Genomic DNA, 16,219 nt, shown 5'->3' on the forward strand with positions numbered 1-16,219 from the left:
AGATATACCTAAAGTGATTAATAAATATGGAGTACTTGCAACTGTAGCTTTATCGAAAACAAAACAATTGAATCTTACTGATACAAAGTTAGAGAGTATAGTAAAAAATGGTTTCATTATATATGAGGTAGTAGAAACAATCATCAACGCCAGTAATGCAATCACTAAAGAACAGCAATTATTTAGTAAAGCGATAGATGATGGTCTAAATGCTGTAAATAAATTACAGGAGGCAGCAATTCATTTATCAAGTGCTTGTGAACCTATTGCCGAATATATAACATCATTTTTTGGTAGTCATGATCAACATGAGCCATTATTATTTGACACATATACGCCTAACTCAACAAGTTTTGTAAAAGAAGACTATCATCTAATAGGTAGTAATATTCAGTTAATAGCGGTAGAAGTTTAGATTCAACCTAACGGATGATGGATGGACTAGTATTATTGTAAGTAAAAAAATTTTATAATCCATAACAAATAACATAATAAAATATATTTATGCCTAATACACAACGATTATCAGAATCAGAAAATGAATATTTTACTACATTAATTATTGATAAAAATATTAATGCTCTTGAAGAATTTATTAATTCGAGAGGGGTGATTGATACAAGTCAATCAATCCTTTTTACAAATAGCTGTTATAGATAGTTCATATAGTATTCTAGAACTGCTACTTCAAAGGTGAGCGTTTAACGTAGGATATCAAGATGTAAATGGTAATACTATCTATCATTATGCGGCTGATTTGAATAAAAATAATGAATTAATGTTGTTACTCAGAAATGACTACAAATCCGCTGCAATAGCTAATAAGAAAGGAAGGACGCCATAATATGATATTACTAAAATTCATGATAATGCTATAGGCTCTGCATTACTTTCCGGTACTGTTGCATCTTTAAAAATATTAAGTGAGATTACTGTAATTAATAATTTATATGGGGATGTTAATGATTTAGATGTGCCTAAAACAATTATAAATGAAATTCAGTCAGTACCTCAAGAGCATAATACTTTAAAATATTCATTCTAATTATTGTATAGTGCTAGCTTTGATTAGTTCCTTAAATAAAGTCAAGTCTATGCCATTATCATTGACATATTCCGGATGCCACTGTACGCCGATAAGAAATTTATGGCTTGTTGATTCTATTGCTTCTATAATCCCGTCTTCTGCTTTTGCTGATATAATAAGATTATTACCAATTTGTTTGATGGCTTGATGGTGAGTTGAATTAACCATTGTGTCCAGCTTATTATTCGTCATTCTAGCAAGCTTAGTATTTGGCTTTATACTAATTGCATGTGAGGCTATATCTTTAGGATGAGGCTGTGTATGGTTTATGATTATAGGCTGTTTTGTTGCTTCAATATAATCCGGAATATGTTTAATAAGAGTGCCGCCTAAAACAACATTTATTAGTTGCATCCCTCGGCATATTCCTAAAACAGGTATGTTTTTTTCTAACGATTTCTTTAAAATTAATATTTCAAAATTATCACGCTCTTCATTAGAAATTACTACATCTTCAGCATATTCAGGCTCATAAAATTTAGGGTGTATATCCTCATCACCACCAGGCAATATAACGCCGTCAATAAAATCCATAAGATGATCTATTGTTTCGCTTTGATATGGCAGTAACATAGGTACGCCGCCGGCTTCGATTATTGCATCGGTATAATTCTTACGTAATGCATACCAGGGAAAAGCAGCATAGCTATATTTCTCACAATTTTGAGCTAAATCAGGAGTAATTCCTATTATAGGTTTTCTATTCATATTCTTCATATAGAAATAATAAAATTAAGTTTCTGATCATGTGATTCAATAGGAAAGTTATTTATAACTTGTTCTTTTAAACAAACACCAACGGTTAATATATCTTTATTATTATTTATATATCGATCAAAATGTCCTTTACCATAACCAAGTCTGTAGCCATCTTTACTAAATGCCAGACCTGGAACAATTATCAATTCTGGTTTATAAAAATCATTATTTATCGGCTCTAAAGTTTTAAAGCTGCTTAAAACTAATTCATCGTTATAGTTATAAGTACAATATTTTATTTCATTATTTATAATTTTAGGCAGAAAAAATTTTATTTCATGATTAATATTTATTATTTCAAGCAAGTTAATTTCATATTTTAGTGGGTAATATATTCCCACATGCTTTACTTTTAACTGTTTTAATAAATTACTAACTTGATTTAGTAAAGAAGTTTTTATTAAATCAGAATTTATTTTATCTATATTTTTTGTTAAAAACTCTTTGAAATACAAACGTAACTCTTGTTTAGTCATTATGACTTTACTACTTGTGTATCAAACACTAAATCATGAAGCATCTTATTATCTTCTCTCATAATCATAATGATAATGCTTATTACAAAAAGTATACCAGTTAAATTAATCACATAAAAAGCGATAAATCTAATAAATGCTTCACTACCTTTAAGAGTAGTTCCATCTTGATGAACTACTTTTAAATCTAGTAATTTTTTCCCAATAGACGCTTGTATTTTTGAAGATTCTAAGTAAGAAAAGTAAACTCCTGAAATGATAAAAAATAAAGCAATTTCTATTATAGTGTCTCTTGCAAATGCTATAGTCAATGATAGCAACATTCCAACTATAATTTTGTCAATTAAGAAAGCAAATAATCTTCTAAGAATCATAAATTATTCCTCAATATGTGGAGGGTTCTCAAATGTATGAAATGGAGGAGGGGAGGTAAGTGTCCACTCAAGCGTATCAGCTCCATCACCCCAAGGATTATTTGGGCAGTCTTTGCCGTATTTCAACGTATAGAAAACGATAAATACGAAATAAAGAGCGGCTGCCATAGAGATTCCTGCCCCTATTGATGAAACCATATTCCAACCTGCAAAAGCTTCAGGGTAGTCTGGTATTCTTCTTGGCATACCGGCAAGCCCTAAGAAGTGCTGTGGGAAGAAAGTTAAATTAACACCGACAAAGGTAATCCAAAAATGGATTTTACCTAAGATTTCTGGATATTGTTTGCCTGATATTTTACCGAACCAATAATAAAAGCCAGCAAATGCCGTAAATAAAGCACCGAGCGACATCGTATAATGGAAATGTGCCACAACATAATATGTATCGTGCAACACTCTATCAAGTGCCGAGTTTGATAAGATTATACCCGTTACACCGCCAATTGTGAATAATATAATAAATCCTATAGAAAATAGCATAGGCGTTGGGAAAGTAATTGAGCCACCCCACATAGTTGCTATCCAGCTAAATATTTTGATACCTGTTGGAATCGCGATAATCATTGTGCCAGCAGTGAAATATATAAGTGCATTGTAAGAAAGCCCAACTGTAAACATATGGTGAGCCCATACAATAAATCCGACAAAGCCGATTATTACCATAGCTCCAACCATGCCTTGATAGCCGAATATTGGTTTACGTGAGAAAGTAGAAATAACTTGGCTTACAATACCAAAGCCCGGTAGTATTACGATATATACTTCAGGGTGACCAAAAAACCAAAATAAATGCTGAAATAATACGGGGTCACCGCCGCCATCTGTTTTAAAGAAAGTAGTGCCGAAATTACGATCAGTAAGTAGCATAGTAATAGCTCCGCCAAGCACCGGCATAGCTAAAATTATCAAGAATGCAGTAACTAAAATAGACCAAACAAATAATGGCATTTTAAATAATCCCATCCCAGGTGCTCTCATATTAAAGATGGTAACTATTAAGTTGATTGAGCCGAGGATTGATGAAAGACCCGTTAAATGCAAGCTAAAAATAGCCATATCAACAGCTGCCCCTGGGTGTCCACTAATACTACTTAAAGGAGGGTAGAGCGTCCAACCTGTACCAGGTCCGCCGTCAACAAAAGCCGATCCCATAAGTAGAATGAAAGCCGGAACTAGCAGCCAAAAACTGATATTGTTGAGGCGTGGAAATGCCATATCAGGAGCCCCTATTAGTAAAGGTACAAAGTAATTACCAAAGCCCCCAAATAAAGCCGGCATGATCATAAAGAACACCATAATCACCGCATGAGCAGTAATCAGCACGTTATATAGCTGGAAATCGTGATTTAGGAAAGTACCACCTGGCATTGCAAGTTCTAGCCTAAATAGTAGCGAAAACAACCCCCCGACAATTCCGGCAAATATGGCAAATATGATATACATAATGCCGATATCTTTGTGATTAGTAGAAAAAAGCCACCTTTTCCACCTGTGCGGAGTGTGATGGTCATCATGATTTAAATCGTCAGTAGTTATATCCATAATTGTTATTCTGTTTGTGTTAAATTTTATATTTATTTTTTAAGTTAGTTACCATAATTCATTACCTACGGCATCCTCACTTTTTTAAATGTAATTATTTGTCATTTTGGCTTTGTTGCATGGCTTTGATGTCATTCCCGCTTAAGGCTTGCTTGCGTGATTTCGATGTCATTCCTGCAGAAGCAGGAATCCAGGAAAAAAAGCATAAATACAGCAAATTTTTAAAATTAAAAGCTTGATTTATCTCGCTTTATACTAGATTCCTGCTTTTAGCTAAGAATGACATCCAGGACGTTTTTCGATCCACGCGGGCAATGCCGCCACGGGATGATATATGTAAAACATTATTTCTTACTCGTAACCCAATTATCGAAATCCTCTTTGCTGACTACCTCTATGGCAATTGGCATGAAGCCGTGATTAATGCCGCACAGCTCTGAACATTGCCCGTAATATACGCCTTTTTTGGCAATTCTTGTCCATGTTTCGTTAATTCTTCCGGGTACGGCATCTATTTTAAAGCCAAGAGACGGAACGGCAAAGCTATGTATTACGTCACCGGCGGTTACAAGAAATCTTACTGTAGCATTTTCAGGTATTACAATCCTATTATCAACATCTAATAATCTTTTCTGATCAGGTTTTAGGTTTTCATCTGAGATCATGACGCTATCAAATTCTATATCATTATGATCAGGATATATATAATGCCAGTACCATTGATAACCTACTACTTTAATAGTTAAGTCTGCTTGAGGGATTTTTTCAGCATGACGCAATATTCTAAAAGATGGTACGGCAATAATCACTAAAATTATTATAGGTATTACAGTCCATATAATCTCTATTAAAACATTATGCGAGAATTTTGCCGGCACTGGATTATTTCTTGCATTAAATCTAACGCACACAAAAGCTAGTAATCCTGCGACAAATAAAACTATAGCAGTAGATATATAAAGTAAGAAATCGTGGAATTTATGTAACTCCTCCATGATCGGGCTTGCGGGTGGCTGAAATCCCATTTGCCAAGGCAAAGGCTCGGAAGCAAAGCAAAAACTACTAAATAAAACTAAGCCAATTAAAGTAATAACATTCTTCATAAAGTACATAATACAAATTATTTCTATACTAATATAAATGTATATGTATTTTTATTAAAGCAAAAATCGATAAATTTTTTGAAAAAATTATATACTCTTAATAATATTTGAACTGGAAAGTATGCCTAAATCAGGATGTTGTATTAGGTCTATAACTTCTATAACTTGTGCATTTATTAATTTAGCTTGAGCTTGTTTATTAGTTAGCTGAGGATCATCTCTTGTTACGGCAATTATAGAAGGACAAGTATTTTGTACTAATGTTGTATAATCCTGAAAACCTTTTAGCTCAGGTAACATAAGTACTTTATCAACAAATGTAAGGGAACTTAAAATTTTTGCTCGTTGCAGTTGATTATGAATAGGTTTCCGCTTTTTATATTTAATAATTGTTTGATCAGGTTCTAAAGCAACGATTAAATATTTACCTTGTTGTTTAGCCTTGCGTAAAAACTCTAGGTGACCATAATGTAACACATCAAAACAACCTCCTACTAAAACAGTTTTGCTATTTGGTAAACATTTTTTATTTGAAAGAATATTCTCATAATATTCTATTTTTGATGGTTTAACATCTTGATTATTAAACGAACAAGAAGTGAAGTTTGTAAGAATTAATAAAAATAGAAATAATCTAAACATAATTTTAATGTCCCCCTTCGGGGATCAAAAATCCCTCGCCTTTAGGCGAAGGGAAGATATAATGAAATTGCTTTAGCAATGAATTTATATCAAGAAATATGAGAAGTTATAGAAAGAATAGTCATAGTCAGTATGATTTAAAAGTGTATCTTATATGGATACCAAAATATAGGAAGAGAATATTGATAGGCAAAGTATCGGAAAGGACTAGAGATTTACTGAGGCAGATTTGTATGGAACATGAAGTACATATAATTTCAGGGAAAATATCATGTGATCACGTACATATGTTTATCTCATATAAGCCGCAAATATCTCTTAGCAAGTTAGTACAGTATTTAAAAAGCATTAGCTCAAGAATTTTATTGCAAGAATTTACTCATTTACGAAAACAATTTTGGGGCAATCATTTGTGGGCTAGGGGCTATATGGCAGTCAGTTCAGGTAATATAACTGATGAAATGATACAGCACTATATTGATGAACAGGAAGGTGAACCTGTGAATGATGATCGATTTCTAATCGATTCCACTTTATAACCCCTCAGCTTATAGCTGAGGGTTGTTTAGTTATTAAAAATTAAAGAAAATTAACTTTAATAACACAAAAAATATAAAATAAAAACAGAAAGTATTTTAAATAAAACGATTTAAAACTAAATTATTTTATAATTTTTTATTGTAATTTGTATTTATATAGTTCATATATTAATAATAACGAAACCAAGATAACTTCTAAGTAATCAATGAAAAACGACACGCTATCTTACGATTTTGATGATGTATTATCAGTTCCTTATCTTAGTGCACGATTCAAAAAAAATCTCACCTCTGTATCCCTATTACTATTTATAGCATTAGTGATATTTGTCTCCTTTGCGGTTAATAACTATGTGAATGATACCTTATCTATAACATTAGTACGTCCTGAGGCTGAAGAAGCTCAAGAAGCAATTTCATTTAAAGAAGTAACAGTTAAAAAAGGCGATACTATAAATTCTATTCTGAGCGGTCAAAATATCCCAAGAAATGATATAGAAAAAATATTAAACTTAGTAAAAGAAAATAAATTATTGCCATCACTTAAAATAGGGCAGCAAATTACTTTTGAATATGAAACAAAAATTACTGAAAATGATGATGAGGATTTAACTTCTGAAACAGTATTTCTTAATAAGATTATTTTAGCTATAGATAAACTTAAGACTATTGAAATAATAAGAGAAAACGATAATTTTAAGATTGCAGAAATTATCGTGCCTTTAACAAAAACAGTGGCTAAGTCATCAGTAAATATTGAATCAAACTTTATGTCTGCTCTTAAGAAGCTTGGTTTGTCAAACAATAATATAATAGAGCTGATTAATGCTTATGCTTATCAAATTGATTTTCAGCGTCAAATAAAAAGTGGTGATACTGCGACTGTTATAACAGAAAAATACATAACAGAAGATGGTAAATTTTCTCATCACGGTAAGATTTTATATGTCTCGTTAAATCTTTCAGGAAAAGAATATAATATTTATCGCTATTCACATGATAATAATGTAAATAATCATGCATTTTTTTCTGAGGATGGTAAAAGTGTAAAAAGAAGTTTGCTTAGAACTCCTTTAAAAGTTATAAAAGTTTCTTCACAATATGGTATTAGAAAGCACCCTATACTTGGTTATACCAAAATGCATAAAGGGGTTGATTTTGCAGCACCGACTGGAACACCTATATACTCAGCGGGTAATGGTGTTATTACTGAAATAGGTTGGAAATCAGGTTATGGGAAATTTATCCAGATAAAACATAGCGGTACGTTATCTACTGCCTATGCTCACGCATCAAATTTTGCTAAAGGTTTAAAAGTAGGAAGTTTAGTAAAACAAGGTGATATTATAGCATATGTTGGAAGCACCGGTAGAGCTACAGGTCCGCACTTACATTATGAAGTTAAAATTGATGGTAAACATGTTAATCCTATGTCGGTTAAAACAACACCAGGCGTAGAATTAAGTGGAAAAAATTTAGAAAAATTCAAGCAGTTTAAGAAAGAAGTTAAAACTTTGAATGTTAAGCTTGATAAAGATTTGCAGGCTAATAAAGTAGCTGAAGTTTCGATATGATGTAATATGTCATTGTGAGGAGCATAGCAACAAAGCAATTTCAGGAGCTCTTACTATTTCATGAGATTGCCTCATCTCCTCGCAATGACGAAAGCTTCCTTACACTCCTTTATAAAAATCCCTAAATAATTATGATTCTATCATTTAAAAAACTATATCTAACATTTGCTCGTAGTAGCCGTATTATAATAATATTAGTGATTATTGATCAATTGACTAAATGGTGGTTTATCAATAATCTAAGATGGAAGCCTGGCTTGACCTTAAAGGTCACGTCTTTTTTAAATATGGTTTATACTTGGAATTATGGTATTAGCTTTGGTTTAATGCGTGATTATTACCAATATAGTAATATTGTGTTTTTAATAACAAATACGATTATTGTTTGTTATTTATATTATTTAATGATGAGTTCCAAAACCATAGGAGGTTTTGCTGGTTATAGCTTTGTAATTGGTGGTGCTATCGGTAATTTAATTGATAGATCTTTTCGAGGAGCAGTTTTTGATTTTATACATTTCCATTATCAAGATTATAGCTTTCCAGTATTTAATCTAGCTGACTGTTTTATTACACTTGGAGTAATTATCTTAGTAGAAGATTACTATAGTGCTAAAAAAAAATATTGAAGAAAAAGCTAAAGAGAATTATGATAAAGCCCAAATTGAGGCTATGGCTGAAAAGATTCGTAATGCTCCACAAGGCGATAACGATAAAATATAATCTAAATAATCTATAAGGTATTAAAGTGAGAAAAGTTTTTTTATTATTTACTGTTTTATTAATTACTTCTGCGTGTAATAAAAAATTAAAAGAAACTGTAGGGATATCAACGGCTGGTCCTAATGAATATCAAGTTCAGCGTAGTAAGGCTTTAGAAGTGCCACCTCATTATTATTTACCTGTTCCAACCAACAATCAAGCAGTTTATAATAATGTTAATGATCAGGTTAACCTTAACAAGGGTGAGCAAGCATTGATACAAGAGATGAAGTAATGGTTTATGTCATTCCCGTTGTTGCTGGGAATGACATCGTGTAATTAACTCATGACTATCCATAAAAAACAAAATATAGGTGTTTTTGGGCTTGGTAAAACTGGTATTTCGGTTTATGAAGAGCTGCAAAGCAAATGCAATATAATTGTATATGATGATCTAGAAGCAAATAGGGATAAGTTTGAGGGATTATTCGGTAAAAATTATATTATTCCTATATCTGATATAAAATGGCAAAATTTAGATAAAATTGCATTAAGTCCTGGAATTCCTCTAACACATGAGATAGTCAAAATCGCAAAAAATTTTAATATACCGATTACTTCCGATATAGATTTATTCTTCGAAAAGTCCAAAAATTTAAACCTTATTGCTGTGACAGGTACAAACGGCAAAAGTACTACCACCGCTTTAATCAGTCATATCTTAAACAATAACGGCTTAGAATACCCGATTGCCGGCAATATAGGTGTTCCAGCTCTGCAAGCTAAAGCAAGTAAGGGGGGATATGTGCTTGAGTTATCTTCCTTTCAACTAGATTTAGTGAAAACTTTTGTCACTAAAATAGCAGTACTTCTTAATATTACTCCCGATCATCAGGATAGACATGAAAATATGGAGAGTTATATTGCAGCAAAATCTAAAATTTTTGACCGAATGGAAAAAAATAGTTATGGAATAATTAATATTGATAATAATTATTGCCATGAAATTTTTACAAATCTACAACAAAAACCTCATATTAAATTAATCCCTTTTTCAGTTACTAAAATTCTTGAGAAAGGTATATCAATAGTTAATAATACAATTACTGATAATTTCTTTGAGCATATTAGCTTTAAATTACTATTTAATAAAAGTCTTCAAGGAGTCCATAATAGCGAAAATATTGCAGCAAGCTATGCAGTTGCTAGAATAATAGGTCTCAAAACTGCACAAATACTTGAATCCATAAGTAATTTCCAAGGGTTGCCACATAGAATGCAATATCTAGGTAGTATAGATGGTATAAATTTCTATAATGATAGTAAAGCAACGAATGCTATAGCTGCTGTGCAATCAATCAAAGCTCTTGATAATATTTATTGGCTTGCAGGCGGTATTGCTAAAGAGGGTGGTATTGAGGAAATAAAACCTTATTTTAGTAAAATCAAGAAAGCTTATTTTTATGGGCAAGCTAAAGAAATGTTTGCAAATACTGCTAAAGATGTAATAGATTCTGTTATATGTGATGACCTTAAACAGGCTTTTGAACTTGCTTATAAAGATGCATTAAATGATAATGAGAGCATAAAAAATATTTTATTAGCACCTTGCTGTAGCTCCTACGATCAGTTTAAGAACTTTGAGGAGAGAGGCAATTTGTTTGTAAAATTATGTAATGAAAAGATAGGAAAAAATTGAATAACTATAGCATGAATAACGAAATATCTAATAATTTTATAAAATTATGGTGGCGTAGTACAGATCGTCAAATAGTTATTTCTTTAGTTATTTTATTTGCTTTTAGCTTAATGCTTGTGACTACTTCAGGTTCAGCAGTAGCAAGTAGAATAGGGCTCGAAGAAAATTATTTTGCATCAAGGCAAGTGTTTTATTTAACAGCTGCCTCAGTCCTTATATTGTTATTCTCGTGTTTTAATAAGAAGTGGTTAAAGCGTTTTGCCATATTGGGTTTTATAGCTAGTGTAATTTTATTGATCGCTGTTAAATTCTTTGGGTATGAAGTGAAAGGTGCAACTAGGTGGATTAATATTGCTGGCTTATCTATTCAGCCGTCAGAGTTTATTAAGCCATTTTTTGCTGTCGTTACAGGCTGGATATTATCGTTAAAATTTAATGATGATTTCCCAAGCTTTACAGTTTGCTCTATACTTTATTTTATTGTTGCTATTCTCTTAATCATTCAACCGGATTTTGGAATGCTTGTGATGATTACAGCAGTTTTTGGTATTCAGCTTTTTATTGCTGGTATGCCGATATTTTGGATTGTTCTAGCAGGTTTTTTAGGAATGATAGGAGTAACTATTGCGTATTTTTGGTTACCGCACGTTACGCAAAGGATTAACTCATTCTTAGATCCTGATAGTAGTGAGAATTATCAAGTTAGCAAGTCATTGAAAGCTTTTGAGCATGGTGGTTTATATGGTAAAGGACCGGGTGAGGGGGCAGTAAAGCAGGTTCTACCTGATTCGCATACTGATTTTATTTTTGCCGTTGCAGGAGAAGAGTTTGGGGCTATTATTTGCCTTATTGTTATAGGTATATTTGCGTTTATAGTGCTTAGAAGCCTTGCTAAGCTATTAAATGAGCAAGATAAATTCGTCCAATTTGCTGCTAGCGGTATTATTGCCCAATTAGGGCTCCAAGCAATAATTAATATGGGCGTGACTTTGCATTTATTACCTACTAAGGGTATGACGTTGCCTTTTATTAGCTATGGTGGCTCTTCAACGCTTGCGATCGCTATAGCTACTGGTATGCTTCTTGGCTTTACTAGATACCGAACGCCGCTTGATTCGTACAAGATAAATAAAATAGAAATATGAAAAAGATAGTTTTAGTGGCAGGTGGGACAGGTGGACATTTTTTTCCGGCAGTTGCTCTTGGGGAAGAGTTAATAAAAAGAAAATATGAAGTTCATTTTATTACTGATTTAAGATGTAAGAAGTATATAAATCATGATGCGGGATTAATTTTTCATGTCATAGATTTAAAACGACCAAAAAATATTTTGTTATTCTTACCGCTATTATCGCTTGCTATTTTTAAAGCTATAAAATTGTTGTTTAGTCTTTCTCCCTCAGTAGTAGTAGGATTTGGTTGTTATCCAGTTGTTGCTTCAATGTTTGCAGCAATTTTTCTAAGAGTGCCGATTGTAATTCATGAGCAGAATTCTTATCTTGGAAAGGTTAATAAATTTTTTGCAAATTTTGCTAAGAAAATAGCTATCTCTTATAAAAATACCAAAAACTTGCCTGTAGTTGCAAAAAATAGAACAGTAGTTACTGGTGGGATAGTTAGAAAGAATATTAGGGAATTAAAGATTGTCAAAAAGAAATCAGAGCCGTTCAGGCTGTTTATCTTTGGTGGCAGCCAAGGGGCTAAATTATTTTCGGAGTTAATACCTGAAAGCATAGAAGCTTTAGTGCAAAAGCAACCAAGTCTTAAACTGCATATAACTCAACAAGCAGCATTTGACGATCAAGTAAAAATAAAAAATATATACTCAAATTTAAATATTACTTACGAATTGGCTGAATTTTTTGACAATATGGCAAATCAGTATAAAAATGCTGATTTAGTGATTTCAAGAGCAGGAGCATCTACTATAGAAGAGCTCACTTATATAGGACTACCAGCAATTTTTATTCCGTTACCAAGTGCTGCCGATAATCATCAATATCATAATGCAAAATTATTAGAGGATGAGAAATGTGGTTGGTGTATGAAGCAAGATGATATATCAAGTGAAAAATTAGCTGAGAAAATATTTGAGTTAATAAGTAATCTGAGGATATTAGAAAATACCTCGAAAAATCTATTAAAAAGAAAAAAAGAGGGGCATAAGTTGCTAAGTAACCTAATAGAAGAGCTAATTTAAACAATATAAGCTCTTTATTCTTGCAAGTTTGATTATTATGTGGCATTAATCATAATAGACTTTTTCATATGGCTTGTTTTTAAAGATAATTTGTCAAGTTATATAAATAAATCTAATTGAAGTTTTGGAATAATATATGTTGAAAAAAATTATAATATTATTTTTAGGTGTTTTTGTGCTGTCAGGTTGTACTGATAGCGTTAGAGGTTACTTCCAAAAATCCGCAAATAATAGGTTAGTTGATAGTAAAGGTTTTAAAGGTGGTAAAAGAAAACCTTTATATAATAATAAATATATTAGTTTAGCTAAAAAGAATATAGTTGAAGATAATCTTGATGACCCAGAGGATGACGATGATGATTATGATAATCCTTTAAGAGGGGAGCAAATTGATCCCGTCAAAAGAAATCGTGAGATATACCTTAAAATGATTAAAAGAGATATGGCAAGGTATAAAGCTGAATCAGGTGAAGATTCTGAGGATGATATTTCCTTAAGTAAAGCTAATAAAAAGGTTAGAAAGGATAATACCGATAAAGAAAGAAAAATGCAAGAAGAGCTAGACCAGATAAAGGCAATGCTAAGGGAAACTAAGCGTGATATATCGAAATATACTTGCCCAAATGCAACAGCAAATCAAAATTATGTGCCTCCAGTTTCAAATTACGAACCTGTAGCACCAGTTAAAAATAGTAAGCCTTACAATAATAACTCTAAGGTAAAGCAAAAATTTATCCGTGAGGAAGATGATTATAGTAGCAACGCTTGCTCTATTTAGTATACTCGTTTAATTTGAAAAATTAACGTCGTTGTTTTTCGCTTTTAATCCGCTACTACACTAGTATGCACGCAGCTAGTAAAATCTTCAAAACGCCTAGCTCTGTTCCAAATTAAACTTCGTCTACTGCTCATTTTTTAAGGTTATACGTCATTCCCGTGGAGGCATTGTAGCGTGGATCGCAAAATACCTTAATGTCATTCTTAGCTAAAAGCAGGAATCCAGAAGGCACCGTCAAGTTAAGAGAGATGTAAATTAAGTATTGAGCAAATGCATGGAATAATTTATAGAATAGCAGTAACCATTTATCTCTAAATTTCACCATTATGCGTATTACTCAAGCTCCGAAGAGACATCGTTTTCCAGCAAGCATCATTAGCCATGCAGTATGGTTATATCATCGTTTTAATAGTAGCTACCGAGATGTTCAAGAACAGATGGCATATCGAGGTATTATTTTGAGTCATGAGACAGTAAGATTTTGGTGCAACAAATTTGCAGTTTATTTTCAAGATGTTATCAGAAGGAGAGAGCGGAAGCCAACTGATAAATGGCATTTAGATAAAATGAACATTAAGATTAAAGGTGAAGTATTCATACTATGGAGGGCTGTTGACTCTGAGGGACATGAATTAGAAGTATTGCTACAGAAGCGACGCAACAAGAAATCAGCTATTCGCTTTTTATTAAGATTATTGGGCAATTACCCAGCTCCAAGAGTAATTGTTACTGATAAGCTCAAGAGTTACATTAAACTGATTAAGCTTATGTGTCCTAGGACTAAACATCGAACTAATAAGAGATTAAATAATCGCGTTGAGAATGCACATCAACCAACTAGGCGAAAAGAGAAGATATTGATTAAATTTAAGCATCCTAATGTAGCACAATGTACATTATCACTGATGGGAAAAGTTAGAAATATATTTGCCGTAAATGTTGGAAGATATACTAAAACAGCACCTTACCAAAGAATTGCATTTGCATCCGCTAAATCCATTTGGGATGAAGCTACTCAAAGACTTCTTGCTGCCTGAAATCTAAAAATATTACTCTTTTTGACACTATGTTACTTAACTTGACGATGCCCATCTCGGTAGCTACTATTAAAACGATGATATAACCATACTGTATGGCTAATGATGCTTGCTGGAAAACGATGTCTCTTCGGAGCTTGAGTAATACGCATAATGGTGAAATTTAGAGATAAATGGTTACTGCTATTCTATAAATTATTCCATGCATTTGCTCAATACTTAATTTACATCTCTCTTAACTTGACGGTGCCTCAATAACACCTGAAAATTCAAAATCTTTTTCTAAACATTTAAGTGAGTTAGATAATCTTAAAAACTTTCTAGAAACTAGACCAAAATTAGTAAATAGTGAAACTATACAAAAAATAAATGAATATCTAATTTCACCTAATATTATTAAATATGCTGTAAATGTATTGATAAATGAGATTGAAAATCTAAATCGTGAATTAGCCGGTGATATGCTTAACGATTGGGCTGAAAAATTTTAACTTTTTATTATACTATTGCTTACATAAGCAGGTTGCATAAATTGCTTTTACGTCATTGCGAGCGAGCATCGCTTGCGTGGCAATGACGGAAAAATCAATACATGCGGGCAAGCCTTATGCGGGAATGACATATAAAGTCACCTATACCTGAATAAAATATAACATTTTTTTAAACTGTCCGGTACTATTATTGGACAAGCCACAAGAACATCACTTATTCAAAAATTTCTCTGCTTCAAGGGCAGCCATACAGCCGGTACCTGCTGCGGTTATAGCTTGTCTATAGATTTTATCTTGAACATCACCAGCAGCAAATACCCCCTCTATATTGGTTTTAGTGCTTCCTGGAGTAGTAATAATATAATTATCACTATCCATTGTAACTTGCTCTGCAAATAAAGCGGTATTTGGTTTATGCCCGATAGCTACAAATACGCCGCTACACTCTACTAAGCTCGCCTCCTTAGTATGAACATTTTGAATTTTAACCCCTGTAACGGATTTTGGCTTATTATTACCAACTATCTCATCCACTACATGATCCCAAATCACAGATATTTTAGGGTTTTTAAACAGACGCTCTTGTAATATTTTTTCGGCTCTAAAACTATCTCTTCTATGTACTATAGTAACCTTACTTGCATGATTGGTTAAATACAAAGCCTCTTCAACAGCACTATTACCGCCACCAACTACTACTACTTCCTGATTCTTGAAAAAGAAACCATCGCAAGTAGCACAAGCTGACACCCCAAATCCCATAAATTCTTGCTCTGTAGGGATGCCGAGCCACCTTGCTTCCGCACCAGTACAAATAATTATGCTTTCAGCTTCGTACTCTGTCCTAGATCCTGTAGACACTTTAAAAGGTCTTCGTGACAAATCCACTTTCTCAACATAATCGTTAACAATTTTAGTACCAACATTTTCAGCTTGCATACGCATCTGTTCCATTAGCCAAGGTCCTTGTACGCTTTCTGCAAATCCTGGATAGTTCTCAACATCGGTGGTAATGGTAAGCTGACCGCCAGGCTGAATACCATTAATTAATATCGGATTTAAAGACGCCCTTGCTGCATAAATAGCAGCACTTAACCCGGCAGGACCTGAACCAATTATTAGTACTTTAGTAGTAATTTTCATAATTTAATTTATC

The 16,219-nt window shown here is 32.7% G+C and carries 16 protein-coding genes and 2 pseudogenes; 10 read left to right on the plus strand and 8 right to left on the minus strand.

Translation table 11 applies throughout. The features are described 5' to 3' along the window. Window positions 1-13: 13 nt before the first annotated feature. A complete protein-coding gene (locus ACICQC_RS02525) occupies window positions 14-415 on the plus strand; it encodes a DUF5424 family protein (RefSeq protein WP_395477275.1) in 402 nt (133 codons plus the stop codon). A 630-nt stretch (window positions 416-1,045) separates the two neighbouring features. Here ACICQC_RS02525 and ACICQC_RS02530 read toward each other — a convergent pair. The 6 genes from ACICQC_RS02530 to ACICQC_RS02555 form a co-directional block, all read right to left on the minus strand. Continuing rightward, window positions 1,046-1,795 carry a gamma-glutamyl-gamma-aminobutyrate hydrolase family protein gene (locus tag ACICQC_RS02530; RefSeq protein WP_395477276.1) on the minus strand — a complete coding sequence of 250 codons (750 nt, stop codon included), beginning with the start codon at window positions 1,793-1,795 and terminating at the stop codon, window positions 1,046-1,048. Between the two features lie 5 nt (window positions 1,796-1,800). Further along, the gene (locus ACICQC_RS02535) at window positions 1,801-2,322 is read right to left on the minus strand and encodes a 5-formyltetrahydrofolate cyclo-ligase (RefSeq protein WP_395477277.1); all 522 of its coding nucleotides are present in this window, start codon (window positions 2,320-2,322) and stop codon (window positions 1,801-1,803) included. After that, window positions 2,322-2,696, minus strand: a complete 375-nt coding sequence (locus ACICQC_RS02540) for an RDD family protein (RefSeq protein WP_395477278.1) — start codon at window positions 2,694-2,696, stop codon at window positions 2,322-2,324. Before ACICQC_RS02540 ends, ACICQC_RS02535 begins: the two co-directional genes overlap by 1 nt. 3 nt (window positions 2,697-2,699) lie before the next feature. Then, a complete protein-coding gene (gene ctaD / locus ACICQC_RS02545; RefSeq protein WP_395477279.1) occupies window positions 2,700-4,298 on the minus strand; it encodes a cytochrome c oxidase subunit I in 1,599 nt (532 codons plus the stop codon). Between the two features lie 344 nt (window positions 4,299-4,642). Beyond that, window positions 4,643-5,410 (minus strand): cytochrome c oxidase subunit II, encoded by a 768-nt coding sequence (gene coxB / locus ACICQC_RS02550; protein ID WP_395477280.1) that lies wholly within the window; start codon window positions 5,408-5,410, stop codon window positions 4,643-4,645. A gap of 78 nt (window positions 5,411-5,488) precedes the next feature. Continuing rightward, window positions 5,489-6,043 (minus strand): adenylyltransferase/cytidyltransferase family protein, encoded by a 555-nt coding sequence (locus tag ACICQC_RS02555; RefSeq protein ID WP_395477281.1) that lies wholly within the window; start codon window positions 6,041-6,043, stop codon window positions 5,489-5,491. A gap of 98 nt (window positions 6,044-6,141) precedes the next feature. Between ACICQC_RS02555 and tnpA the strand changes: the two genes are divergently transcribed. From tnpA to ACICQC_RS02600, 9 genes and pseudogenes are all read left to right on the plus strand, one after another. Beyond that, complete coding sequence (gene tnpA / locus ACICQC_RS02560) at window positions 6,142-6,582, plus strand: IS200/IS605 family transposase (protein WP_395477282.1); 441 nt, start codon at window positions 6,142-6,144, stop codon at window positions 6,580-6,582. A gap of 206 nt (window positions 6,583-6,788) precedes the next feature. Further along, a complete protein-coding gene (locus ACICQC_RS02565) occupies window positions 6,789-8,156 on the plus strand; it encodes a peptidoglycan DD-metalloendopeptidase family protein (protein WP_395477283.1) in 1,368 nt (455 codons plus the stop codon). A 131-nt stretch (window positions 8,157-8,287) separates the two neighbouring features. After that, window positions 8,288-8,879: pseudogene (gene lspA, locus ACICQC_RS02570) on the plus strand (signal peptidase II). Window positions 8,880-8,904: 25 nt separating this feature from the next. Next, window positions 8,905-9,153 carry a DUF3035 domain-containing protein gene (locus tag ACICQC_RS02575; protein ID WP_395477284.1) on the plus strand — a complete coding sequence of 83 codons (249 nt, stop codon included), beginning with the start codon at window positions 8,905-8,907 and terminating at the stop codon, window positions 9,151-9,153. 51 nt (window positions 9,154-9,204) lie between these two features. Then, complete coding sequence (gene murD, locus ACICQC_RS02580; RefSeq protein ID WP_395477285.1) at window positions 9,205-10,557, plus strand: UDP-N-acetylmuramoyl-L-alanine--D-glutamate ligase; 1,353 nt, start codon at window positions 9,205-9,207, stop codon at window positions 10,555-10,557. 11 nt (window positions 10,558-10,568) lie between these two features. Next, window positions 10,569-11,702, plus strand: coding sequence for a putative lipid II flippase FtsW (ftsW, locus tag ACICQC_RS02585; protein ID WP_395477623.1), 1,134 nt, complete (start codon window positions 10,569-10,571; stop codon window positions 11,700-11,702). Beyond that, window positions 11,699-12,757, plus strand: a complete 1,059-nt coding sequence (gene murG / locus ACICQC_RS02590) for an undecaprenyldiphospho-muramoylpentapeptide beta-N-acetylglucosaminyltransferase (RefSeq protein ID WP_395477286.1) — start codon at window positions 11,699-11,701, stop codon at window positions 12,755-12,757. Before ftsW ends, murG begins: the two co-directional genes overlap by 4 nt. Before the next feature lie 136 nt (window positions 12,758-12,893). Further along, window positions 12,894-13,535, plus strand: coding sequence for a hypothetical protein (locus ACICQC_RS02595; RefSeq protein ID WP_395477287.1), 642 nt, complete (start codon window positions 12,894-12,896; stop codon window positions 13,533-13,535). A gap of 326 nt (window positions 13,536-13,861) precedes the next feature. After that, window positions 13,862-14,572: an IS6 family transposase gene (locus tag ACICQC_RS02600; protein ID WP_395477288.1), complete on the plus strand. Its 711-nt coding sequence runs from the start codon at window positions 13,862-13,864 to the stop codon at window positions 14,570-14,572. A 53-nt stretch (window positions 14,573-14,625) separates the two neighbouring features. On the opposite strand, the pseudogene ACICQC_RS02605 reads toward ACICQC_RS02600, so the two are convergent. Continuing rightward, a pseudogene (locus tag ACICQC_RS02605) lies at window positions 14,626-14,724 on the minus strand (IS6 family transposase); the annotation flags it as partial. Between the two features lie 549 nt (window positions 14,725-15,273). Continuing rightward, window positions 15,274-16,206, minus strand: a complete 933-nt coding sequence (gene trxB, locus ACICQC_RS02610; RefSeq protein WP_395477289.1) for a thioredoxin-disulfide reductase — start codon at window positions 16,204-16,206, stop codon at window positions 15,274-15,276. Window positions 16,207-16,219: the final 13 nt, after the last annotated feature.

This window comes from Rickettsia endosymbiont of Pantilius tunicatus (assembly GCF_964291875.1).
In the GTDB taxonomy this organism is placed as follows: domain Bacteria; phylum Pseudomonadota; class Alphaproteobacteria; order Rickettsiales; family Rickettsiaceae; genus Rickettsia.